Source organism: Massilia oculi (genome assembly GCF_017582745.1).
Taxonomy (GTDB): domain Bacteria; phylum Pseudomonadota; class Gammaproteobacteria; order Burkholderiales; family Burkholderiaceae_D; genus Telluria; species Telluria oculi_A.
In genome coordinates, this window is record NZ_JAFVIM010000007.1 from 190,382 (window position 1) to 213,939 (window position 23,558).

General features: G+C 64.3%; 22 protein-coding genes. 14 read left to right on the plus strand and 8 right to left on the minus strand.

The features are described from left to right. Positions 1–12: 12 nt before the first annotated feature. Both J3U95_RS11100 and J3U95_RS11105 read left to right on the plus strand, forming a co-directional pair. On the plus strand, positions 13–408 hold the full coding sequence (locus J3U95_RS11100) for a VOC family protein (protein WP_208278659.1): 396 nt from the start codon (positions 13–15) through the stop codon (positions 406–408). 164 nt (positions 409–572) lie between these two features. Further along, complete coding sequence (locus J3U95_RS11105; RefSeq protein ID WP_208278660.1) at positions 573–1,286, plus strand: flagellar brake protein; 714 nt, start codon at positions 573–575, stop codon at positions 1,284–1,286. On the opposite strand, the gene J3U95_RS11110 is transcribed toward J3U95_RS11105, so the two are convergent. Next, positions 1,283–2,212 carry a MerR family transcriptional regulator gene (locus tag J3U95_RS11110; RefSeq protein ID WP_229519767.1) on the minus strand — a complete coding sequence of 310 codons (930 nt, stop codon included), beginning with the start codon at positions 2,210–2,212 and terminating at the stop codon, positions 1,283–1,285. The two genes, J3U95_RS11105 and J3U95_RS11110, sit on opposite strands and share 4 nt — an antisense overlap. Positions 2,213–2,436: 224 nt before the next feature. On the opposite strand from J3U95_RS11110, the gene J3U95_RS11115 reads away from it, so the two are divergent. Beyond that, positions 2,437–4,506 (plus strand): S9 family peptidase, encoded by a 2,070-nt coding sequence (locus J3U95_RS11115; protein WP_208278662.1) that lies wholly within the window; start codon positions 2,437–2,439, stop codon positions 4,504–4,506. Between the two features lie 52 nt (positions 4,507–4,558). Here J3U95_RS11115 and J3U95_RS28330 read toward each other — a convergent pair whose 3' ends face one another. The 6 genes from J3U95_RS28330 to recA all read right to left on the minus strand — a co-directional run bounded on the left by J3U95_RS28330 (position 4,559) and on the right by recA (position 10,473). Further along, entirely contained in the window at positions 4,559–5,062 is a 504-nt protein-coding gene (locus tag J3U95_RS28330) for a pilin (protein WP_208278663.1), read from the minus strand. 304 nt (positions 5,063–5,366) lie between these two features. Then, positions 5,367–6,248: a succinate--CoA ligase subunit alpha gene (gene sucD, locus J3U95_RS11125; RefSeq protein ID WP_208278664.1), complete on the minus strand. Its 882-nt coding sequence runs from the start codon at positions 6,246–6,248 to the stop codon at positions 5,367–5,369. Positions 6,249–6,266: 18 nt separating this feature from the next. Further along, a complete protein-coding gene (gene sucC, locus J3U95_RS11130) occupies positions 6,267–7,436 on the minus strand; it encodes an ADP-forming succinate--CoA ligase subunit beta (protein WP_208278665.1) in 1,170 nt (389 codons plus the stop codon). Positions 7,437–7,504: 68 nt separating this feature from the next. Beyond that, positions 7,505–8,068 (minus strand): DUF2889 domain-containing protein, encoded by a 564-nt coding sequence (locus J3U95_RS11135; RefSeq protein ID WP_005664964.1) that lies wholly within the window; start codon positions 8,066–8,068, stop codon positions 7,505–7,507. Positions 8,069–8,865: 797 nt separating this feature from the next. Continuing rightward, positions 8,866–9,324 (minus strand): recombination regulator RecX, encoded by a 459-nt coding sequence (gene recX / locus J3U95_RS11140; RefSeq protein WP_208278666.1) that lies wholly within the window; start codon positions 9,322–9,324, stop codon positions 8,866–8,868. A gap of 72 nt (positions 9,325–9,396) precedes the next feature. Further along, positions 9,397–10,473, minus strand: coding sequence for a recombinase RecA (gene recA / locus J3U95_RS11145; RefSeq protein ID WP_208278667.1), 1,077 nt, complete (start codon positions 10,471–10,473; stop codon positions 9,397–9,399). Positions 10,474–10,675: 202 nt separating this feature from the next. Between recA and J3U95_RS11150 the strand changes: the two genes are divergently transcribed. The 5 genes from J3U95_RS11150 to J3U95_RS11170 all read left to right on the plus strand — a co-directional run bounded on the left by J3U95_RS11150 (position 10,676) and on the right by J3U95_RS11170 (position 17,479). Continuing rightward, the gene (locus J3U95_RS11150; RefSeq protein WP_109346120.1) at positions 10,676–11,410 is read left to right on the plus strand and encodes a response regulator transcription factor; all 735 of its coding nucleotides are present in this window, start codon (positions 10,676–10,678) and stop codon (positions 11,408–11,410) included. Continuing rightward, positions 11,407–12,984: a sensor histidine kinase gene (locus J3U95_RS11155; protein ID WP_208278668.1), complete on the plus strand. Its 1,578-nt coding sequence runs from the start codon at positions 11,407–11,409 to the stop codon at positions 12,982–12,984. Before J3U95_RS11150 ends, J3U95_RS11155 begins: the two co-directional genes overlap by 4 nt. Then, the gene (locus J3U95_RS11160) at positions 12,962–13,285 is read left to right on the plus strand and encodes a DUF4212 domain-containing protein (RefSeq protein ID WP_208278669.1); all 324 of its coding nucleotides are present in this window, start codon (positions 12,962–12,964) and stop codon (positions 13,283–13,285) included. Before J3U95_RS11155 ends, J3U95_RS11160 begins: the two co-directional genes overlap by 23 nt. Beyond that, a complete protein-coding gene (locus J3U95_RS11165) occupies positions 13,282–15,330 on the plus strand; it encodes a sodium:solute symporter family protein (protein WP_208278670.1) in 2,049 nt (682 codons plus the stop codon). Before J3U95_RS11160 ends, J3U95_RS11165 begins: the two co-directional genes overlap by 4 nt. 124 nt (positions 15,331–15,454) lie before the next feature. Then, positions 15,455–17,479 (plus strand): S9 family peptidase, encoded by a 2,025-nt coding sequence (locus J3U95_RS11170; RefSeq protein WP_208278671.1) that lies wholly within the window; start codon positions 15,455–15,457, stop codon positions 17,477–17,479. 63 nt (positions 17,480–17,542) lie between these two features. Here the strand turns inward: J3U95_RS11170 and purM are convergent, their stop codons facing one another. Continuing rightward, a complete protein-coding gene (gene purM / locus J3U95_RS11175) occupies positions 17,543–18,586 on the minus strand; it encodes a phosphoribosylformylglycinamidine cyclo-ligase (protein WP_147935622.1) in 1,044 nt (347 codons plus the stop codon). Between the two features lie 168 nt (positions 18,587–18,754). Between purM and hda the strand changes: the two genes are divergently transcribed. The 6 genes from hda (at position 18,755) to panB (ending at position 23,263) form a co-directional block, all read left to right on the plus strand. Next, the gene (gene hda, locus J3U95_RS11180) at positions 18,755–19,438 is read left to right on the plus strand and encodes a DnaA regulatory inactivator Hda (RefSeq protein ID WP_208278672.1); all 684 of its coding nucleotides are present in this window, start codon (positions 18,755–18,757) and stop codon (positions 19,436–19,438) included. Beyond that, positions 19,435–20,109, plus strand: a complete 675-nt coding sequence (locus J3U95_RS11185) for an HAD family hydrolase (RefSeq protein WP_208278673.1) — start codon at positions 19,435–19,437, stop codon at positions 20,107–20,109. The genes hda and J3U95_RS11185 overlap by 4 nt, the downstream gene beginning before the upstream one ends. Then, positions 20,102–21,490 (plus strand): polynucleotide adenylyltransferase PcnB, encoded by a 1,389-nt coding sequence (pcnB, locus tag J3U95_RS11190; RefSeq protein WP_208278674.1) that lies wholly within the window; start codon positions 20,102–20,104, stop codon positions 21,488–21,490. Before J3U95_RS11185 ends, pcnB begins: the two co-directional genes overlap by 8 nt. Then, entirely contained in the window at positions 21,487–21,960 is a 474-nt protein-coding gene (gene folK / locus J3U95_RS11195; protein ID WP_208278675.1) for a 2-amino-4-hydroxy-6-hydroxymethyldihydropteridine diphosphokinase, read from the plus strand. The genes pcnB and folK overlap by 4 nt, the downstream gene beginning before the upstream one ends. 12 nt (positions 21,961–21,972) lie before the next feature. Continuing rightward, the gene (locus J3U95_RS11200) at positions 21,973–22,320 is read left to right on the plus strand and encodes a DMT family protein (RefSeq protein WP_005664942.1); all 348 of its coding nucleotides are present in this window, start codon (positions 21,973–21,975) and stop codon (positions 22,318–22,320) included. A 76-nt stretch (positions 22,321–22,396) separates the two neighbouring features. Beyond that, the gene (panB, locus tag J3U95_RS11205; protein WP_370662060.1) at positions 22,397–23,263 is read left to right on the plus strand and encodes a 3-methyl-2-oxobutanoate hydroxymethyltransferase; all 867 of its coding nucleotides are present in this window, start codon (positions 22,397–22,399) and stop codon (positions 23,261–23,263) included. The last annotated feature ends 295 nt before the right edge of the window (positions 23,264–23,558 follow it).

The following is a 23,558-nucleotide window of genomic DNA, read 5'->3' on the forward strand; positions in this document are numbered from 1 at the left end:
CAGGAGTCGCCAATGGCACGCAGCATCACTCCATTCCTGATGTTCGAAGGGGCGGCCGAGGAAGCGATGCGCTTCTATGTCTCGCTGTTCGCCCATTCCAAAATTCAGCAGATCGAGCACTACAAGAGCGGCGAGATGGGCCCCGAAGGAACCGTCAAGCGGGCCGATTTCATCCTCGCCGGCCAGCCCGTGATCTGCATCGACAGTCCGGCCAAACACGCGTTCACCTTCACACCGTCAATGTCGCTGTTGGTGGAGTGCGAGGACGAGGCCGAGTTCGACACCGCCTTCACCCTGCTGGCGGAAGGCGGCAAGCTGCTGATGCCGCCCGACAACTATGGCTTCAGCCGCAAGTTCGGCTGGCTGAACGACCGCTTCGGCGTGTCGTGGCAACTCAACCTGAGCTGAGCGGGCTCCTTCTTCTTCGCTGACAAGCGAATACGGCCACCATTAACTTATTGCTACCGGCCGTCGGCAGCAAGCAGTGACATTAAGATACATTTCGGAGGTAAAGCTGCTGCTATCATGCCAGCTTTTCTCTGCGGCAATGGCCGCCCGCTTGTTTTGCCGATATGAACAGCGCCCAAGCCCATGAGCTGACGCCCCAGGAATACGAATTCGAAACGCTGAACATGCAGGTTGGCGTCCGCCTGCAGCTCATCACGCACCGGCGGCTCAAGCCAGTCTCGCATTTCTCCAGCCTCATCGGCTACGTCAGGGACGAGTACCTGATCCTCAAGATTCCTTTCGAGGACGGCGTGCCGATCGGTCTGACCGAAGGCGAGCGTGTGACGATTCGGGTATTTTCGGGCGTAAACGTGTGTTCATTCGCCTGCACGGTCGAGCGCGTCTTTGCACGCCCGCTGTTCTACGTCCACCTGTCCTTTCCGACCTCGATCCAGGGCACCAGCCTGCGCGGCGCGATGCGGGTGCGCGCCGACCTGCCGGTGCGCGTGGTCGGCGTGAAGGATGGCGCGACGCCGATCGACTGCCAGCTGGCGAACGTGTCGGTGACCGGCGCCCGCATCGATTCGTCGCAGCCCTTGCCGCCCGACGAAGACATCGTGGATCTGCGGTTCGCGCTGGCGGTCCCGCCCGACAACCGGGAGACGCAGGTGCGCACCCGGGCCAGCATCAGGAACCTGGCGGTCGGCCGACCGGCGAACGGCCAGGCCGAGATGTACAGCTATGGCGTGCAGTTCATCGACCTCGATCCGGTCCACTACACGCTGCTGCAGAACATGACCTACGAGGCGCTGCTGGCCGACCGCGGCAAGATCGTCTAGGCCCAGCCTTTCGGCAGCGGCAATCCTTCCTCGATCGCCAGCCTTTCCATCGCCCCCTCCAGCACCACCCGCGCGCGGCCCGAGGCCAGCGCCAGCTCGGCGTGGAGCGCCGCGTCTTCCGGATTGCGCGAGGCGCAATGCTGGCTGTAGCGCTCGAAGCTTCCCACCATCAGCAGCAAGTCCGACAGGTGGCGCGGACACTCGCAGCTCAGCCGATTGCCGGCCGCCGTGATGTTGGCCAGGTCTTCGTCGGCAAAGCGCGGCGGCGCCACGGCCGCCGTCAGCGGCTCCTGCAGCGGCGGGCGATGGCCGGTCAGGGCCGACTGGCACAGCAGCGCCAGCTCGTTCAGGTCGGCCGGAATGCGCGCCACCAGGCAGCCTTGCGCGCGCAAGGCGCGAATGGTGGCGCTCGAGCAGAAGCGATACAGCACGACGACCGCCCCGACGCCGGTTGCATCGCGCGCGGCGGCGACGGCCGGCAGCGCCCGTTCGTCGAGCTCGGATTGCTCGACCACCAGCACGTCGGCGCCGCTATCCTGCGGCATGTGCACCGCCTGCGCGAGGTCGGCGCAATGGCCGCGCACGTCCAGCCCCAGCGCGCCCTGCCCCATGGCGGCCACGCGCCGCGCCAGCATGGCGCCGGCCAGCAGCACCCGCACCGGCGCCTCCGCCACGGCCCTGGCCTGGCCGTCCAGGCCCAGCATCGATTGCAGCTGGTCACGGTTGAGACCGGCCAGCACGCCGATCGAATGGCCCTGGTCGACCAGTTGCTTGAGCAAGCCAAGGCGCGTCACCTGTTCGGCGGAGTACAGGCGCTGGCCGCGCTCGGAGCGCTGGGCGTCCGACAGGCTGTAGCGGCGCTCCCATACGCGCAGGGTTTCCACTGGCAGACCGGCCAGCCGGGCGGCGGCGCCCGTGCGGTACATGATCCTGTCTTGTCCCGCTTTAAAAGATTCCGTCATTACACGTCCCGAAGTTGAACCATTATTTTTGAAACCGAATGGTGTCATATCTGCTGAAAAAATGCTGTTCCGATACTCAACAGTGTGTAAGACGGCGGCCAGGTAGCAATTCACATACCTGTAATGCAACGTGGTAAATTGCCGGCTTGCTGCGGCACCCGGCTGCGGCACTGATCGACGAGGATGGAATGAAATTTCGTTTGCTGACGATGGCAGCGGCCCTGCTGGCCGCCACCACCGCGACGGCCGCGCCGCGCGGCTTTACCGTGGAAGACCTGGTCAATATGGAAAGGGTGGGCAGCCCGGCCGTGTCGCCGGACGCCACACGCGTGATCTATACCGTGCGCAGCACGGACATGGAGAAGAACCGCGGCAATACCCAACTGTGGATGGTCGACCTGCGCGCCGCCAAGCCGGCGCCGCAGCGCCTGAGCCAGCATGCGTCCAGCAGCAGCGATCCGGAATGGTCGCCGTCGGGCGATGCCGTTTACTTCCTGTCGGCGCGCTCGGGCTCGTCGCAGGTGTGGCGCCAGCCGATCGCGGGCGGCGAGCCGGTGCAGGTGACGAACCTGCCGCTGGACGTCGACAACTTCCGCCTTGCGCCGAGCGGCGACCGCCTGGCCTTCAGCCTGGCCGTGTTCCGCGACTGCGCCGACCTGGCCTGCACCAAAGCGCGCCTGGATGCCAAGGAAAAGGACAAGGCCACGGGCAAGGTCTATGACCGTCTGTTCGTGCGTCACTGGGATACCTGGAGCGACCACCGCAATGCGGTGCTGTTCTCGGCGCCGCTGGGTGCGGATGGCAAGGTCGGCAGCGAGCCGGTGAGCCTGTCCGGCTCGCTCGACGGCGACGTGCCATCGAAACCTTTCGGCGACCGCGAGGAATACCGCTTCAGCCCGGACGGCAAGACCATCGTGTTCTCGGCGCGCATCGCCGGCAAGACCGAAGCCTGGTCGACCAACTTCGATTTGTACAGCGTGCCGGCCGCGGGCGGCGCGGCGCCGCGCAACCTGACCCAGGACAACCCGGCCTGGGATACGAAAGGCACTTTCTCGCCGGATGGCCGCACCCTGGCCTATCTCGCGATGGCGCGTCCCGGCTTCGAGGCCGACCGCTACCAGGTCATGCTGATGGACGTGGCCAGCGGCCAGAAGCGCAAGCTGGCGGCCGACTGGGACCGCTCGGCCGGCAACCTGGTGTGGCGCGCGGACGGCAAGGCGCTGATCGTCGATGCCGAAGACATCGGCCAGCACCGCCTGTTCTCGATCGACGTCGCCAACGGCAAGGTGACGCCGCTGACCGACAAGGGCGCGGTCGGCGCGTATGACCTGCGTCGCGACACGCTGGTCTACACCCACGCGAACCTGCAATCGGGCGCGCAACTGTTCTCGATGAAGCTGGGCGGCAAGTCGAAGCAGCTGACCGATGTGAACACGGAGCGTTTGAAGGACGTGCGCTTTGGCGAGTCGGAGCAGTTCTCGTTTGCCGGCGCCAATGGCGAGACCGTGTACGGCTATGTGATGAAGCCGTGGAATGCGCAGCCGGGCCAGAAGTATCCGGTCGCCTTCATCGTTCACGGCGGCCCGCAGGGCAGCTTCGGCAACAGCTGGAGCTATCGTTGGAATCCGCAGGTGTATGCGGGCGCGGGTTACGCGGCCGTGTTCATCGACTTCCACGGCTCGACCGGCTATGGCCAGAAGTTCACGGACTCGATCAGCAACGACTGGGGCGGCAAGCCGCTGGTCGACCTGCAGAAGGGGTATGACGCGGCGGTGCAGAAATTCCCGTGGCTCGATCGTTCACGCGATTGCGCGCTGGGGGCGTCGTATGGCGGCTATATGATGAACTGGATTGCGGGTAACTGGTCGGATGAGTTCAAGTGCATCGTGAATCACGATGGCGTGTTCGATACGCGCGGCATGGCGTACTCGACCGAGGAACAGTGGTTTACCGACTGGGAGAGCGGCGGGCCTTACTTCAAGGTGCCGGAGAACCATGAGCGCTTCAATCCGGTTCATCATGTGAACAAGTGGAAGACGCCGATGCTGGTGATTCAGGGTGACCTGGACTTCCGGATTCCTACCGCGCAGGCACTGGGGACCTTTACCGCGCTACAGCGCATGGGTGTGGAGAGCAAGCTGCTGGTGTTCCCGGATGAGAATCATTGGGTGCTCAAGCCGGCGAACTCGGTGCAGTGGCATTACACTGTGGTGGGATGGTTGGATCAGTATCTCAAGCAGCAGCCTGCTGCGAAGTAAGTTGGAAAGCAAAAAGCCCGCTGTGAAGCGGGCTTTTTGTTGAGTGAAACGATTAGCCTTGGCCTGGGTCGGTTTCTGCTTCTTCGTCGTTGCCCAGAGCGACGCTATTTTTCAGGAGCGATTCCTTGACTGCTTCGTTGGTCACGGTCGTGGTCACGTTCCATGCAACAGCGCTAGCGGTCGCAACCGGTTTGAAGACAACGTCTTTGTCCTCGGTGCCATCGCCAATATTTTTGAGGGTCATCGTGATCACGCCAGCGTCGGTCACGGTCACGTCATCGACTTCAGCGGTTGCGACAAATGCTGGGAACGAGCCTGGGCGAGCAGTCGCATTGCAGCCGGTGGCCGAGCCGTTTTCCTGAACGCACATTGCTACTGCCGTCTTGTATGGATTCACTACGCTCAGAGCGTTCGATGCTTTAGCGCGTGCGGTGTAGTTGCTGTACTGCGGAATTGCAACTGCGGCCAGAATACCGATGATCGCAACAACGATCATCAGTTCGATCAGGGTGAAGCCGCCTTGGGCATTTTTGCTTGGCATTTGCTTGAAGTTCATTTTTCTCTCCAGGAGTGGTATTTCAAAAAGTAGGACTACGTATCTTGTACTGCTCAGCTGCTACGCTTTCCTATACGCAAGCGGCGTGCCAGCTCAAAAGCAGCAAGAAACGGTCGATTTTATGAATACACCGACAACAAAACGCTGTGGCACGACAAAATTTGGCCCATCAGGTGACAAATTTTGTCAGTGCCATACAGCAATTTTTGTCAGGCGACGAAGATTGGCAGCGAAAAATGTAACCGCAAACAGAACGGGGAGCCGAAGCTCCCCGTCTTAGCTGTCGATCAAGAGATCGTCAGAATTACAGCATCGCCTTCAGCAGACGTGCCATTTCCGACGGGTTCTTGGTGACTTTGATACCGCAGGCTTCCATGATTTCCAGCTTGGCTTGCGCGGTGTCGGCGCCGCCCGAGATCAGCGCGCCGGCGTGGCCCATGCGCTTGCCTGGAGGCGCGGTGACGCCAGCGATGAAGCCAACCACTGGCTTCTTCATGTTGTCCTTGATCCAGTGAGCGGCGTTCGCCTCGTCCGGACCACCGATCTCGCCGATCATGATGACCGCGTCGGTATCAGGATCGTCGTTGAACATGCGCATCACGTCGATGTGCTTCAGGCCGTTGATCGGGTCGCCGCCGATGCCGACTGCCGACGATTGGCCCAGGCCCAGTGCGGTCAGCTGGCCGACTGCTTCATAGGTCAGGGTGCCCGAACGCGACACGACGCCGATACGGCCCTTCTTGTGGATGTGGCCCGGCATGATGCCGATCTTGATTTCGTCAGGGGTGATCAGGCCTGGGCAGTTCGGGCCCAGCAGCAGGGTCTTCGAACCGGCTTTGGCCATGCGATCCTTGACTTCCATCATGTCGCGGACAGGGATGCCTTCGGTGATGCAGATTGCCAGGTCCAGCTCGGCTTCGACGGCTTCCCAGATTGCTGCGGCTGCGCCTGCTGGTGGGACGTAGATGACCGACACGGTGGCGCCGGTTTCCGACTTGGCTTCCTTGACCGATGCGTAGATCGGGATGCCTTCGAAATCTTCACCGGCTTTCTTCGGGTTCACGCCTGCGACGAAGGCTTCCTTGCCGTTCGCGTAGTCGCGGCACATGCGGGTGTGGAACTGGCCGGTCTTGCCGGTGATGCCCTGGGTGATGACTTTGGTGTCTTTATTGATCAGAATCGACATTTTTATTTCCTTAGCGAATTAGGCTTTACCAGCGGCGGCGGCAACGACCGACTTCGCTGCGTCTTCCATCGTGTCTGCAGCGATGATTGGCAGACCCGAGTCAGCCAGCATCTTCTTGCCCAGGTCTTCGTTGGTGCCCTTCATGCGCACGACCAGCGGCACTTGCAGCGACACGGCTTTCGATGCGGTGATCACGCCTTCGGCGATGACGTCGCAACGCATGATGCCGCCGAAGATGTTGACCAGGATGGCCTTCAGTTCCGGGTTCTTCAGCATGATCTTGAATGCTTCGGTCACTTTCTCGGCCGTAGCGCCACCGCCCACGTCCAGGAAGTTGGCAGGCTCGCCGCCGAACAGCTTGATGGTGTCCATGGTTGCCATGGCCAGGCCGGCGCCGTTCACCAGGCAGCCGATGTTGCCGTCCAGCGAGATGTAGGCCAGGTCGAACTTCGATGCTTCGACTTCGGCTGGATCTTCTTCGTCCAGGTCGCGGTAGGCGACGATCTCTGGATGACGGAACAGCGCGTTGGCGTCGAAGTTGAACTTCGCGTCCAGGGCGATGATCTTGCCCGAGCCGGTCACGATCAGCGGGTTGATTTCAGCCAGCGATGCGTCGGTTTCCCAGTAGGCTTTGTACAGGCCTTGCAGGTTGGCGCGGGCGTCGGCGATCGAGCCGGCCGGCACGCCGATCTTGGCGGCGATGCTGTCAGCGTCGGCGTCGGTCAGGCCGACGGCCGGATCGATCACGACGTTGTGGATTTTTTCAGGGTTGCTGTGCGCGACTTCTTCGATGTCCATGCCGCCTTCCGACGACGCCATCAGCACGACCTTCTGGGTCACGCGGTCGGTGACCAGCGAGACGTACAGTTCCTGCTTGATGTCGGCGCCTTCTTCGATCATCAGGCGACGCACTTTCTGGCCTTCAGGGCTGGTCTGGTGGGTCACCAGCTGCATGCCCATGATCTGGTCAGCGTATTCCTTGACTTGCTCGATCGACTTGGCGACCTTGACGCCACCGCCCTTGCCGCGGCCGCCAGCGTGGATCTGGGCCTTGACCACCCAGACCGGACCGCCCAGTTCTTCAGCTGCCTTGACAGCCTCTTCCACCGACATGCACGGAATGCCGCGCGGAACGGTCACCCCGAATTTTCGGAGGATCTCTTTGCCCTGGTACTCATGGATCTTCATGCTGGCTTCCCTTCTTCTATTACTGAATTAGAAATACGGTTGAACTACAAAAAATAAAACGACGAACGCTAACCCGAGACGGCCTTGATCGACCAGCGTGGGTAGTATTTGGCCACGGCAGGGCCGTCGCTGCGCAGGGCATGGCAACGGTCGAGCTCAAATGGACGGTCGGTTGACGAGCCGCCGAGCCCGCCTGGGGCATCGACATTGTCGTCAGCAAAGGCTTGCAAGGCTGCGGTCGGCAGCACCTGGGCCAATTCGGTCAAATGGGTGCAGCCGAGCACGCCGGATAGGCGGTCTTTCAGATGCAACCGGAAATGGTTCACGAGCGAGAGCCCGATCAACTTCTTGTAGGCAGGGCCGATGGTATCGCAGTAGCCCGGATACGGGACGGCATCGGATGCGGCTTCGGCATCGACGATGTTGAGGTCGCGGTCAATGGTCACACGCAGCTTGAGATCGTGCACCGGCGTGCCGCCGGGCCGTTCGCCGGAAGCAAGCGCGACAGTACGCGTCTTCACATCGCGGATGCTGGCATCGAGGTCCCACAAGCCATCGTCGCGCGCGAACGCTTCGACTGTGATGGCGCGCGTATGCCGGAGCGAGCGCGATACGGGAGGTGACAAAGGCATAAATACCAGTGCCGTCGAGACGGCGGTTAGTGATGCAGCCGGTGTGCTTCGTGCACGTTGCCGCAGCTTCTGCGACAACAACCGCTCATGCGGCGCTGCTTAAACCCGCAAAGTTTAGCACAGCGTCCACAGCGGCGCATGGGAAAGAAAGGTCGGTAAGGGATACTACGAGGAGATGAAGGGACTTCAGGGCAATATAACGGCGCGTTTGCCGCTTATATTATTCGCCTGTCTTTAATGAGAGGCGCCATGCCATTCACAGCATGAATGAAAGATATGTGTTTGGGATAGGGCTCGTTGAGGGCTGGAGATGATCAGACGAAAAAAGCGCCAGCGTGCAGCACCATCGCCCGTTGAGGAATATGCCTGAGCATATCGGGAATGGCGCTCCACGCTGGCGCCTTAGATAGATGCCTGCGCATATCGGGAGATGACGCTGCTATCAAAGACGTGAACAAACGTGCTCATCGTCCTCTTCCTGCCCCGAGCCGTCTTACTGACCGCACTCGTACCTGACAGGCGTAACTTTCCCGCCTCCCACCAGCAATATGCCGGCGGCAGTGCCTAACGTTACCGTCAGACTCGCCACGGGTAGCGCCGTTCTCGCTGCGAGAGTGATGGTGGCGGGCCATGTTTCATATGCTAACTCTTTACTGACACATGCGATTCACATCCAACGTCTTCGATCTCGGTCGCTTGGTTTTCGCGGCAAAGATCAGTCATGTGATGGCGTGCTTCCTTGCCAGCATACGTAGCATCAGATACCGATGATGGGGCTAGAGTTCCGCTCTATCTAACTACGGCTCATCGTCCGCAGGGCTACCCTGCATCGCCACCCGCGCCGCACGCTGGGAAAAGCCGCGCTGCAACAGAAAGCGCATCTGCTTGGCCCGCATCGCCGCATCGGTGGCGACGGTGCCGAACTTGCGCTGCCAGACTTCGACGGCGCGCGCGGTCTCGCTATCGGACAGCCCGGCCTTGATCTCGACCAGCGCATCGCCGGTAACGCCATGGCTTTGCAGCTCGGCCACCACGCGGCTATTGCCGTAGCGGCTGGCCTTACGGTTGATCAGCGATTCGGCGAAACGTTCCTGCGACAGCCAGTTATTCTTTTCAAGGAAATCCAGGAGGGCGTCGACGTCTTCGTCTTCCTGGGCATACTTGGCCAGCTTGCGCCGCAACTCGAACCGGCTGTGCTCGCGCTGCGACAGGTAGCGCAGCGCGCGCGCCTTGAGGCTCAGTACGGGTGCTGGCATGGCGACACCATCATCGACAACATGGCGCGGACGGCCACGACGCTACCCTGCCGCGCCGCCCTCGCCAGGCGATTACTCACCAACTGCCTGCAGCTTCGGCTTGTCGTCACCGCCAGCAGCGACAGGCGGCAGTTCGCGCACGCCCAGGGCGGCGCGGACCTTGTTCTCGATCTCACGCGCCAGGGCTGGGCGATCCATCAGGAACTGACGGGCGTTGTCTTTACCTTGACCGATGCGCTCGCCGTTATAGCTGTACCACGAGCCCGACTTCTCGACGATCTTGTTGTCGGCGCCCAGGTCCAGGATTTCGCCTTCGCGCGAGGTGCCTGCTCCGTACAGGATGTCGAAGTGGGCTTCCTTGAACGGTGGCGCGATCTTGTTCTTGACGACCTTGACCTTGGTTTCGTTACCGATCACTTCGTCGCCCGACTTGATCGAACCGGTACGACGAATGTCCATGCGCACGGAGGCGTAGAACTTCAGTGCGTTACCGCCGGTGGTCGTCTCTGGGCTGCCGAACATGACGCCGATCTTCATGCGGATCTGGTTGATGAAGATCACCAGCGTGTTGGTACGGTTGATCGAACCGGTCAGCTTGCGCAGCGCTTGCGACATCAGACGCGCTTGCAGGCCCGGCAGGGAGTCGCCCATATCGCCTTCGATCTCGGCGCGCGGGGTCAGTGCCGCCACCGAGTCGATGACCACCAGGTCGACGCTGCCCGAACGCACCAGCGCGTCGGTGATTTCGAGCGCCTGTTCGCCAGTATCTGGCTGCGAGATCAGCAGGTCGCCCAGGTTGATGCCCAGTTTTTGGGCATAAGTCACGTCGAGCGCGTGCTCGGCGTCGATGAAGGCGCAGGTGCCACCCAGTTTTTGCATCTGGGCGATGGTCTGCAGCGTCAGGGTGGTTTTACCCGACGATTCAGGGCCGTAGATCTCGACGATACGGCCGCGCGGCAGGCCGCCGACGCCCAGGGCGATGTCGAGGCCCAGCGAGCCGGTGGAAACAGTCTGCACTTCCTCGACCGGTGCGCTGGTGTCCATGCGCATGACCGAGCCCTTGCCGAACTGCTTTTCGATTTGCGCCAGGGCGGCTGCCAGCGCCTTGCCCTTTTCAGCGGCGTTCAATGCGGATTTTTTGTCGTCCATGGTGTACTTTCAATCGTGGAGTAGGCAAGGTGTGGGCGCGCACGCGCACTTCAAGAGCCACTACTGTATAAAAATCCAGTGGTTTTTGCAAGCACTAATGCGTGACCATTTTGTCAATGAATGGGGCGAGGCTCGCATTGTTGCGACAAATCAAACACAATATGGTCTTGAGTTTGTCTAACGCGTTAACCGAGGTGCCACTATGCGAATTCTGCTCGCCGAAGATGATAGCGTACTTGCCGATGGCCTGACGCGATCCCTGCGCCAGTCCGGCTACGCCATCGATTACGTCAAGAACGGCCAGGATGCCGACACCGCCCTCTCCACCCAGGAGTTCGACCTGCTCATCCTCGACCTGGGCCTGCCGAAGATGTCGGGGCTCGAAGTGCTGCGCCGCCTGCGCGCCCGCGCCTCGCTGCTGCCGGTCCTGATCCTCACCGCCGCCGATTCCGTCGAGCAGCGCGTGGAAGGCCTCGACCTGGGCGCCGACGACTACATGGCCAAGCCGTTCGCCCTGTCCGAACTCGAGGCGCGGGTGCGCGCCCTCACCCGCCGCGGCGCCGGCGGCGGCCCGACCGTGGTGCGCCACGGCCCGCTGGTCTACGACCAGGTCGGCCGCAGCGCCTACATCAACGACCAGATGCTCGACCTGTCGGCGCGCGAGCTCGGCCTGCTCGAGGTGCTGCTGGCGCGCACCGGGCGCCTGGTATCCAAGGAACAATTGGTCGACCACCTGTGCGAATGGGGAGAGGAAGTCTCGAACAACGCGATCGAGGTCTACGTGCACCGCCTGCGCAAGAAGATCGAAGTCGGCGGCGTGCGCATCGCCACCGTGCGCGGCCTGGGCTACTGCCTCGAGAAATACTCCGAGGCCGCAGCAAGCGCCGCCGCCGAACGCGCCGCAGGAACGGCAGCGGCAACCGTCGCCGACAGGTGAACGAACGCGACGCCGGTTTCACGGCCGGATCCGAGCACACCCCGGCCACGACGGCCGAGCCGACCTACGTCCCGCCAAATCCCGAGCCGGACGAAAACATCCGGCACTCGCTGTTCGGCGAGATCCTCGACTGGATGCTGGCCCCGCTGCTGCTGCTGTGGCCGATGAGCATCGCCATCACCTATCTCGTCGCCAAGTCGATCGCCAACCAGCCCTTCGACGACGCGCTCGAAGACCGGGTCACGGTGCTGGGCCAGCAGATCCGCAGCGTGGGCGGCAAGGCCGCCGGCCAGCTGCATCCGTCCGGCCGCGACATCCTGCGCGCCGACGACGTCGACAGCGTCTATTACCTGCTGGCCGGGCCCGACGGCGAACTGCTGGACGGCGACCGCGACCTGCCGCGTCCACGGGTCAACGCGGCCGACGAGCATGCGCGCAGCGGCGCGGTCGAGTTCCGCAACGACAGCATCCACGGCACGCCGATCCGGGTCGCCTACACCTATATCAACCTCGACCCGCTGCACGAACGCTCCCCGCAGCCGCCGCTCGAGCCGCCTCATTTGCCTCCCCTTGCGCTGGTGCAGGTGGCCGAGACGCTCGACAAACGTGCTCACCTGGCCAACGAGATCATCAAGGGCGTGATCCTGCCCCAGTTCATCATCCTGCCGGTGATCCTGGCGCTGGTGTGGTTTGCGCTGTCGCGCGGCCTGACCCCGCTGGCCGAGCTGCAGCAGCGCATCCGCGCGCGGCCCCAGGACGACCTGTCGCCGATCGATCCGCGCCAGGTGCCGGAAGAGATCTCGCCGCTGGTCGGCTCCTTCAACGACATGCTCGAGCGCCTGGGCGAATCGATGGCGATGCAGAAGCGCTTCATCGCCGACGCCGCGCACCAGATGAAGACCCCGCTGGCCGGCATGCGCATGCAGTCCGAACTGGCCCTGCGCCAGCTCGACCCGGCCGAGATCCACCGCTCGCTGGAACAGCTGGCCAAGAGTTCGGAGTCGGCCACGCGCCTGGTGAACCAGCTGCTGGCGCTGGCGCGCGCCGAAAATCAGCCGCAGGCCGGCCTGGCCTTCGCCGGGATCGACCTGCCGGTGCTCGCGCGCGAGACCGTGCGGGACTGGGTGCAGGCCTCGTTCGCGGGCGAGATCGACCTGGGCTTCGAGCCGCCGGCCGCCGACGAAGGCCCGGTCGTCATCGCCGGCCAGCCGCTGATGCTGCGCGAGCTGCTGTCGAACCTGATCGACAATGCGCTGCGCTACACCCCGGCCGGCGGCAGCGTCACGGTGCGCGTGCGGCGCGACGGCGAGCGGGCGCTGCTCGAGGTCGAGGACACCGGCCCCGGCATCGCCCCCAACGAGCGCGAACGCGTGTTCGAGCGTTTCTACCGCATCCTGGGCAGCAATACCCAGGGCAGCGGCCTGGGCCTGGCGATCGTGCGCGAGATCGCCCAGCAGCACGGCGCCGAGATCGACATCTTCAACAATCCACGCAGCCAGTCCAAGCGCTTCCCCGGCAGCCTGTTCCGCCTGACCTTCCCTCCTCCGCTCCATGAACCCGACGCCGCCCCTTGACCCCCACCAGGACGACGCGGCGCGCCGCCGCGCCGCCAACGCCCTGCACTGGGAACGCACCCGCAAGATGACCCTGCTGCTGCTGGCGCTGTGGCTGGCGACCGGCTTCGGCACCGTGTTCTTCGCGCGCGAGCTGGCGCGTGTCGAGGTATTCGGCTGGCCGCTGTCGTTCTACATGGCGGCGCAAGGCGCCTCGCTGGTGTCGCTGGCCATCATCGGCTTCTATGCCTGGCGCATGCGCCGGCTGGACCGCGATGCGGCTGCGAATGCTGCGGCCAAGCCCGGGGATGCGCCACGATGAGCGGCAAGCCACCGTATTTCAGCAAGCTGGCGCGCTACTATCTCTGGTACACCGGCTGCTTCGCGCTGTTCCTGGTCGCCGTCGCCCTGCTCGAGCAGGAAGGCATGCCGCGCCTGTGGATCGGCCACCTGTTCATGTTCGCCACCATCGCCCTGTACGCGATCATCGGCGTGATCTGCCGCACCTCGAGCGTCACCGAATACTACGTCGCCGGACGGCGCGTGCCGGCCATGTTCAACGGCATGGCCACCGCCGCCGACTGGATCTCGGCGGCGAGCTTCATCAGCCTGGCCGGCGGCCTTTATCTCCAGGGCTTCGACGGCCTGGCCTTCATCATGGGCTGGACCGGCGGCTTCGTGCTGGTCGCGCTGCTGATCGCGCCTTATTTGCGCAAGTTCGCGCAATACACCGTGCCCGACTTCCTGGCTGCGCGCTACGGCGGCGGCGCCGGAGGACGCGGCGGCCCTGTGCGCGCAATGGCGGTCGGCGCCACCATCCTGGTCTCGTTCACCTATGTGGTGGCGCAGATCTACGCGGTCGGCCTGATCGCTTCGCGCTTCACCGGGGTCGATTTCTCGGTCGGGATTTTCCTGGGCCTGGCGAGCATCCTGGTGTGCTCGTTCCTGGGCGGGATGCGCGCCATCACCTGGACCCAGGTGGCGCAGTACATCATCCTGCTGGTCGCCTTCCTGATTCCGACCATGTGGCTGTCGGCCAAGCACGCCGACAACCCGATCCCGGCGGTGGCCTATGGCTCGCTGATGCCCAAGCTGACCGCGCGCGAGGCCGAACTGGCCAGGGACCCGCGCGAAGAACAGGTGCGCGCCGAGTTCCGCCGCCGCGCCGAGCAGTACGCGGCGCGGCTGGAGGCGCTGCCGGAATCGTGGGAGGCCGGCAAGCTGGAAGCCCAGCACCAGCTGGCGGCTGCGCGCGCGCGCAATGCCTCGCTGAACGAGGTGCGCCAGGCCGAGCGCACGCTGGCCACCTATCCGAACTCGGTGGACGAGGCGCGCTCGCAATGGAGCGAGCGGCGCGACGCCAACCTGGCGCGGGCACGGCCGCCCGAACCGCACGCACAGCCCTTCCCCGGCGCCACGAAAGAAGAATCGGATAAGCGCCGTAACAACTTCCTTGCCGTGGTGTTCTGCCTGATGTTCGGCACCGCGGCGCTCCCTCACATCCTGATGCGGGCCTACACCACGCCGTCGGTTAACGACACCCGGGTCTCGGTGTTCTGGACCCTGTTCTTCATCCTGCTGGTGTACCTGACGATTCCGGCGCTGGCGGTGCTGGCCAAGTACGACATCTATACCTCGCTGGTGGGGAGCGACTTCTCGGCGCTGCCCACCTGGATCTCGTACTGGGCCAATGTCGATAAAGCCAATCCGCTGGTGAGCGTGGCCGACATCAACGGCGACGGCATCGTGCAGCTGGCCGAATTCGCGATCGACGCCGACGTGCTGGTGCTGGCCACGCCCGAGATCGGCGGCCTGCCCTACGTGATCGCGGGCCTGGTCGCGGCCGGCGGCCTGGCGGCGGCGTTGTCGACCGCCGACGGCCTGCTGCTGGCGATCTCCAATGCGCTGTCGCACGACGTCTACTACAAGATGGTCAACCCGAGCGCCTCGACCCAGAAGCGGGTCACGATTTCCAAGCTGCTGCTGCTGGGGGTGGCGTTCATCGCCGCCTACGTGGCGTCGCAGAAGCCGGCCGACATCCTGTCGCTCGTGGCTGCGGCGTTCTCGCTCGCGGGCTCTACGCTCTTTCCTGCGCTGGTGCTGGGCGTGTTCTGGAAGCGCGCCAACCACCAGGGGGCGATCGCCGGCATGCTCGCCGGCTTCGCGGTCTGCCTCTGCTACATGCTGAGCACGAGTCCAGCCCTGGGCGGCAGCATGGATGCCGCCTGGTTCGGCATCCTGCCGATGGCGGCCGGGGTGTTCGGGATGCCTGCCGGGATGCTGACCGTGGTGGTGGCCAGCCTGCTCACCGCGCCGCCCAGCCGGGGCAGCGAGGGCATGGTCGACTATATCCGCGCACCGGAGTAGCCGATCATCGAAGGACAACCGGCTCCCTTCCGTGAAAATTGATGAGATTCCAGACGGTCGACGAATGTTAGGCTCGTTCTTGCCGACATCGGCAATATAACAACGATCTTTTCACGGAAAAACCATGCTCGTCTTTACCCGCGCCGTTCGCGTCGCCGCCATGGCCGCGTTCGTGCTGTGCGGCGCGCCGGCCGCCCTGGCCCAGGCGCCGGCCGCCCCCACGCCACCGCCGATCTCCGCCTTCTTCGCCAATGCCGCCTTCGGCGGCGCCAAGCTGTCGCCCGATGCCCGCCACCTGGCGGCGCGCTCCAGCACCAAGGGGCAGCGCGACTTCCTGGTCGTCATCGACCTGCAGAACAACAGCGGCAAGATCGTCGCCTCGTACAACGACGCCGACGTCGGCGATTTCGAGTGGGTCAACAACGAGCGCCTGATCTTCAATACCCGCGACCGCAGCCTCGGTCTGGGCGACACCCGCAAGGCGCCCGGCCTGTACGCGGTCGACCGCGACGGCGCGCAATTCGTGCAACTGGCCGAGCGTACCGGCGGCGGCATCGTCACCGGCAGCCCCAAGGGCCGGCGACTGCTGCCCTGGAATACCTTCATGCTGGGCCAGCGCGGCGCCCAGGATTCGGATCACGTCTATATCATTAGCCCAGTCCTGGACATGAAGCGCGAGGTCCGTTACGTGAATCTGCTGCGCCTGAACACCCGCACCGGTTCGACCCAGGCCGTGCCGCGCCCAGGCAATGCAAAAAGCTGGCTGCTCGACCACAAGGGCGAACCGCGCCTGGCCAGCACCAGCGAGGACGGCCGCATCACCCTGCATTACCGCGAGCCCGGCGACGGCAGCTGGCGCGAGCTGGCCAGCTACGCGATCTTCGGCAACGACCAGAACGCCATCCAACCAGTCGGCTTCGGGCCGGACGGCACGCTGTACGTGCTGGCGCGCGGCGGCAAGAAGTTCTTCTCGCTGTACGCCTACGACGTGGCCACCGGCAAGCTCGGCGCCGAGCCACTGCTGAGCACCGCCGGCTACGACGTCGACGGCAGCCTGATCGTCAACCGCGACAAGATCCTGGGCATGCTGCTGCGTACCGATGCGCTGTCGAACGAATGGTTCGATCCTGGCATGAAAACCCTGCAGGCGGCCGTCGACAAGGCGCTGCCGGCCACCATCAATGTCTTGTCGGTGCCGGCCCAGGCCGATTCGCCATGGGCGCTGGTGGCCTCGTATTCTGACCGCATCCCGCTCTTTTACAACCTGTACAACCGCCAGACCGGGCAAGTGAACAAGGTCGCCGACTCCCGTCCCGGCATCGTTCCCGCGCAGATGGGCCGCCAGGAATTCGTGCGCTACAAGGCACGCGACGGGCTCGAGATTCCCGCCCTGCTGACCCTGCCCGCCGGCGCCAAGCCGGGCGGACTGCCACTGGTGGTGCTGGTGCACGGCGGCCCTTATGTGCGCGGCAACTCCTGGGGCTGGGATGAGCAATCGCAGTTCCTCGCCTCGCGCGGCTACGCGGTGCTCGAACCGGAATTCCGCGGCAGCCTGGGTTTCGGCGTCCACCACTTCCAGGCTGGCCTGAAGCAATGGGGACTCAAGATGCAGGACGATATCGCCGACGGCGCGCGCTGGGCCATCGACAAGGGCATCGTCGATCCGAAGCGCATCTGCATCGCCGGTCCCAGTTATGGCGGTTATGCCACCCTGATGGGCCTGATCAACGATCCCGATCTGTACAAGTGCGGCATCAACTGGGTCGGCGTCACCGACCTGGGACTGCTGTTCGACAACGGCTGGGTGTACAGCTCGGATGCGACGGACGAGCTCAAAGCCTATACCCTGCCGCAGATGCTGGGCGACCCGATCAAGGATGCCGAACGCTTCAAGGCCACCTCGCCGATCCAGCAGGCGGCGCGCATTACCCAGCCGCTGCTGCTGGCCTATGGCGGAGTCGACGAAAGGGTGCCGCTCAACCACGGCACCCAATTGCGCAACGCGGTCATGCGCACCAACCAGCAGGTCGAGTGGGTCCAGTATCCCGAAGAAGGCCACGGCTGGACGCTGGAAAAGAACCGTATCGATTTCTGGGAGCGGGTCGAGAAATTCCTGGACCGGCACATCGGCAGCGGCGCGGCGCGATAACGACAGCGCGCAATGAATAACGGGCGCCCTCGTGCGCCCGTCTTGCTTTCGGCAGTCCTGCCCTTACAGCACGACAGTCTGCGCCTGGCCTTCTTCGCGGGCGCGGATCTCGCCGATGCGGTACACGGTCTCGCCGGCCGCTTCCAGCTGGGCGAACGCCGCATCGGCGTTTTCTTTCGAGACAATCACGGTCATGCCGATGCCGCAGTTGAACACGCGGTGCATCTCGGCATCCGCCACGCCGCCGTGCTGCTGCAGCCACTTGAACAGCGGCGGCATGGTCCACGACGAAGCGTCCAGCACCGCGGTCAGGTTATCCTGCAGCACGCGCGGGATGTTCTCGACCAGGCCGCCGCCGGTGATGTGCACCAGGCCCTTCACTTCCATCGAAGCCATCAGCGCCAGCAGCGGCTTGACGTAGAGGCGGGTCGGCGCCATCAGCACGTCGGACAGCTTGCGGCCGTGGAAATCGGCCTCGAGGTCGGGCTTGGCGACGCTGATGATTTTACGAACCAGCGAGTAGCCGTTGGAGTGGATGCCCGACGAGGCCAGGCCCAGCACCACGTCGCCCGGCACGATTCTTGAGCCGTCGATGATCTGCGATTTTTCGACCGCGCCGACGGCGAAGCCGGCCAGGTCGTATTCGCCGTCCGGATACATGCCCGGCATTTCGGCGGTTTCGCCGCCCAGCAGCGCGCAGCCCGACTCTTCGCAGCCCTTGGCGATGCCCGAGACCACGGCGGTGGCGGTCGCCACGTCCAGCTTGCCGCAAGCAAAGTAATCGAGGAAGAACAGCGGCTCGGCGCCCTGCACCAGGATGTCGTTGACGCTCATGGCGACCAGGTCGATGCCGACCGTGTCGTGACGATTCAGTTCGAACGCCAGCTTGAGCTTGGTGCCCACGCCGTCGGTGCCCGAGACCAGGACCGGTTCCTTGAACTTCTTGCTGATCTCAAACAGACCGCCGAAGCCGCCGATACCGCCCAGTACGCCTTCGCGCATGGTGCGCTTGGCAAGGGGCTTGATCGCTTCGACCAGGGCGTCGCCGGCATCGATGTCGACACCCGCGTCGCGGTAGGAGAGAGAAACATTAGATGGTTGGCTCATGGTATTTGGCAGCGGAGGCGGTAAAATAGGAGGCGACCGGCGAAACTGGTCAATCCACTATTTTAGCAAAACGGTTCATCCAATATCCCGTTTAACGAATATAACAGCGAAACTTGACCTTACTGGCATGCCATTTTTCCTCACGTCAGGCATGAAACGGCCCACGCCATGAAACAGCTGGTGCTCGATTTAGGCGCCGAACCGGCCCAGAGCCTCGACACCTTCCAGGTGGGGGCGAATGCCGAGATGGCGCACCTGATGCACCTGTTCGCCGAGCGCAGCTCGCGTGAACACTTCGCCTATCTGTGGGGCGATACCGGCGCCGGCAAGACCCACCTGCTGCAGGGTCTGGCGGCCAGCCCGGCGTCGCGCTATATCGCGGCCGACGCGCCTGCCGCCGATTTCCTGCACGCGCCAGAGGTCACGCTCTACCTGCTCGACGATTGCGACCGCCTGAGCCCGCAGCGCCAGATCGACGCCTTCGCCCTGTTCAACCAGATCCGCGAGCACGGCGCCTACATGGTCTGCACCGGGCCGGTGCCGCCGGCCGTGCTGCAGGTGCGCGAAGACCTGCGCACCCGCATGGGCTGGGGCCTGGTGTACCAGATCCACGGCCTGTCGGACGACCAGAAGATCGAAGCGCTGACGCACGCCGCCGAGGCGCGCGGTTTGACCTTGTCGGCCAGCGTGTTACCCTATTTGTTGTCTCACTTCAAACGCGACATGCGTTCCCTGTCGACCATGCTGGACGCGCTGGACCAGTATTCGCTCGAGACCCAGCGCCCGGTCACGCTGCCCCTGCTGCGCGACCTGCTGTTGCAAGAGAACCTGCCGCTTGAACCCAAAGAATGAAAAACCTTGCCCTGTTTGACCTCGACCACACCCTGCTGCCGCTCGATTCGGACCACGAATGGGGCGAATTCCTGGCGCGGGTCGGCGCGGTCGACGGCGATGCCTACCGCGCCCGCAACGACGCCTTCTTCGCCCAGTACAACGCCGGCGTGCTCGACCCGGTCGAATACCTCGAGTTCGCGCTCGGCACCCTGGCGGGCTTTCCCCGCCTGGAGCTCGAGGCTTTGCACGCGCGCTATATGCGCGAAGTGATCGAGCCCGCGATCAAGCCGCAAGCCCTGAAGCTGGTGCGCGAGCACCAGGCCGCCGGCGACCTGGTGGCGATCATCACCGCCACCAACCACTACATCACGGCGCCGATCGCGGCCGCCTTCGGCGTCGAGCACCATATCGCGGCCATGCCCGAGCGCGACGCCGACGGCAATCTCACCGGACGCCTGGCCGGCACGCCAACCTCGGGCCCCGGCAAGATCACGCATATGCACGCCTGGCTGGAACGCCTGGGGCAGCCGTTCGGCAGCTTCGGCCGCAGCCATTTCTACAGCGATTCGCACAACGACATTCCGCTGCTGTCCATCGTCTCCCATCCGGTCGCGACCAATCCGAGCGCCGCGCTCGCGAGCTACGCGCAGCAACAGGGCTGGCCAACCATCCAACTATTCAATGATTAAAAAATTCATCCGTAAAATCCTGGGTGTGAAAGACCAGCGCGACGCCACCGAACCGACCATCCTCGGCCCGGCCGAACACGGCATCGATCCCAAGAACGTCTCGTCCAACGCGATCCGCGTCACGCAAACCCTGCAGGAAGCCGGCTTCAAGGCCTTCGTCGTCGGCGGCGCCGTGCGCGACCTGCTGCTGGGCGTGAAGCCCAAGGACTTCGACATCGCCACCGACGCCACGCCCGAGCAGGTCAAAAAACTGTTCCGGCGCGCCTTCATCATCGGCCGCCGGTTCCAGATCGTGCACGTGATGTTCGGCCAGGACCTGCTGGAGGTGACCACCTTCCGTGGCAACGGCAGCGACAACGCGCCGAAGGACGAACACGGCCGCGTCCTGCGCGACAACAGCTTCGGTCCGCAGCACGAAGACGCGGCGCGCCGTGACTTCACCATCAACGCGATGTACTACGATCCGGCCACCCAGTCGGTGCTGGACTACCACGGCGGCATCGAGGACATCCGCGCCAAGACCTTGCGCATCATCGGCATGCCCGAGGCGCGCTACCGCGAAGACCCGGTGCGCATGCTGCGCGTGGTGCGTTTCGCGGCCAAGCTGGGCTTCACGATCGAGCCGACCACGCGCGCGCCGATCCCCGTCATGGCCCCGCTGATCGACAATGTGCCGGCGGCGCGCGTGTTCGACGAGATGCTCAAGCTGCTGCTGTCGGGTCACGCACTGGCCTGCCTCAAGGAGCTGCGTTCGGCCGGCCTGCACCATGGCCTGCTGCCGCTGCTGGACGTGGTGCTGGAGCAGCCGATTGGCATGAAGTTCGTGACCCTGGCCCTGGACTCCACCGACGCGCGCGTCAAAGCCGGCAAGGGCGTCTCGCCCGGCTTCCTGTTCGCGTCGCTGCTGTGGCACCAGGTGCTGGAAAAATGGACCGCCTACCGCGCCGCCGGCGAGTCGCCGATTCCCGCGCTGCACCTGGCGGCCGACGCCGTTCTCGAAACGCAGACCGAGAACCTGGCCCTGCAGCGCCGCATCGCCACCGATATGCGTGACATCTGGGCCATGCAGCCGCGCTTCGAGCGCCGCGCCGGCCGCGCGCCGTACAAGCTGCTGGAGCACCCGCGCTTCCGCGCTGGCTACGACTTCCTGCTGCTGCGCTGCGCCTCGGGAGAATTGCCGGCCGAAGTTGGCGAATGGTGGACCGAGTTCTATGCGGCCGAAGGCGGCGACCGCGAGCGCCTGGTGGCTGCGGCCAGCACGCGCGAGCGCGAAGGCGGCGCCGCCAACGGCGCGCCGAAGAAGCGCCGTCCGCGTCGCGGTCCGCGCAAATCCAGTGGCGAAGGCACCCCGGCTCCGGCAGCGGGCGGTAGCGAGGAATGAAGGCCTGGGTCGGGATCGGCGCCAACCTGGGCGATGCGCAGGCGAACGTGCTCGACGCGCTGGCGCGCCTGGCACGGCAGGGCGGCAGCACGCTGCTGCACACCTCGAGCCTGTACCGCACCGCCCCGATCGATTCGAGCGGCGACGACTACATCAACGCCGTGGCCTGCCTCGACACCACGCTGGCGCCCCACGACCTGTTGCAAGCGCTGCAGGACATCGAACAGGCCCATGGCCGCGAGCGGCCCTACCACAACGCGCCGCGCACGCTCGACCTCGACCTGCTGCTGTACGGCGACGAAGTCATCGCCAGCCCGACCCTGACGGTGCCGCATCCGCGCATGCATGAACGCGCCTTCGTGCTGCAGCCGCTGCTCGAGATCGCCCCCGACATCGACATTCCCGGCCATGGCCCGGCGCGCAATTTCGCGGCGCTGGTGGCCGGCCAGACCATCGCCAAGCTCGCGTAGAAAGCGCACGCCATGAACCTGCCCGTCTGGGCCCAGACCACGGGCCTCCTGATCCTGTCGAACGTCTTCATGACCTTCGCCTGGTACGGCCACCTGAAAGGCCTGCAGCACCGCGCATGGTACGTGGCGGCCCTGATCAGCTGGGGCATCGCGCTGTTCGAATACCTGCTGCAGGTGCCGGCCAATCGCATCGGCCATACCCAGTTCTCGCTGGCGCAACTGAAGATCATGCAGGAGGCGATCACCCTGACCGTGTTCGTGCCGTTCGCGATGTTCTACATGAACGAACCATTCAAGCTGGACTACGTCTGGGCGGGCCTGTGCCTGGTCGGCGCCGTCTACTTCATCTTCCGTTCATGACCATTTGCCTGCAGGTTCGCGGGCGCCGCATTACACTACGCGAATCTGGACGTTCCAGTTTTACCAAAGGATTTGTATGAGCTCTTATTTGCAGGGTAAGGATATGGCCTCGACCGGCGCCGCCACGGTGCCGACGCCGGTGCCCGCGTTGCCGAAGGCCGTGACCGTTCCCGCGCTGCTCGCCAAGCGCGCAGCCGGCGACAAGATCGCGATGCTGACCTGCTACGACGCCAGTTTCGCCTCGCTGATGGACCGCTGCGGTGTCGAGATCCTCCTGATCGGCGATTCGCTGGGCATGGTCTGCGCCGGCCACGACTCGACCCTGCCGGTGACGGTGGCGGACATGGTCTATCACACGGCCTCGGTCGCGCGCGGCAACAAGAACGCGCTGGTGCTGGCCGACATGCCCTTCGGCAGCTACGGCAATCCGCAGCAGGCCTACGACAGCGCGGTGCAGCTGATGCGCGCCGGCGCCCACATGGTCAAGATCGAGGGTGGCGCCTGGCTGGCCGACACCGTGCGCCTGCTGGTCGAGCGCGGTATTCCGGTGTGCGCCCACATCGGCCTGACCCCGCAATTCGTGCACCAGCTGGGCGGCTTCAAGGTGCAGGGCAAGACCGGCGAAGGCGCCGAGCGCCTGAAGAACGACGCGCTGGCGCTGCAGGCGGCCGGCGCGGCCGTGGTGCTGCTCGAGGCGGTGCCGGCCGCGCTGGGCAAGGAGGTCACCGAGATGCTGTCGGTGCCGACCATCGGCATCGGCGCCGGTCCCGATTGCTCGGGCCAGGTGCTGGTGATGCACGACCTGCTGGGCGTGTTCCCGGGCCGCAAGGCGCGCTTCGTCAGGAATTTCATGGACGGCCAGACCAGCATCGACGCGGCCGTCATGGCCTATGTCGCGGCCGTGAAGGACGGCAGCTTCCCGGCGCCGGAGCACTGCTTCTAAAAGAAGATCATGGGCCAGCAATCGACTTCGCGTCTGTTCCTGGCCCTGTGGCCGTCGGCCGCGATACGCATGCAGCTGCGCGCGCGGCGCGATGCCTGGCCGTGGCCACGCGGCGCAACGCCGGTCCATGCCGACAAGCTGCACCTCACCCCAAAGCTGGGGTCACAAAGCTGGGGTCAGGTTGAGATGATCCGGGTTTCATGGACTTCCGAATAGGGGACAATATGCCCCGGGAGGATTTACATGACAAACAAGAAGTTGCCATCGAAGCGGGAGATCGTTCCCGCTTCATCCG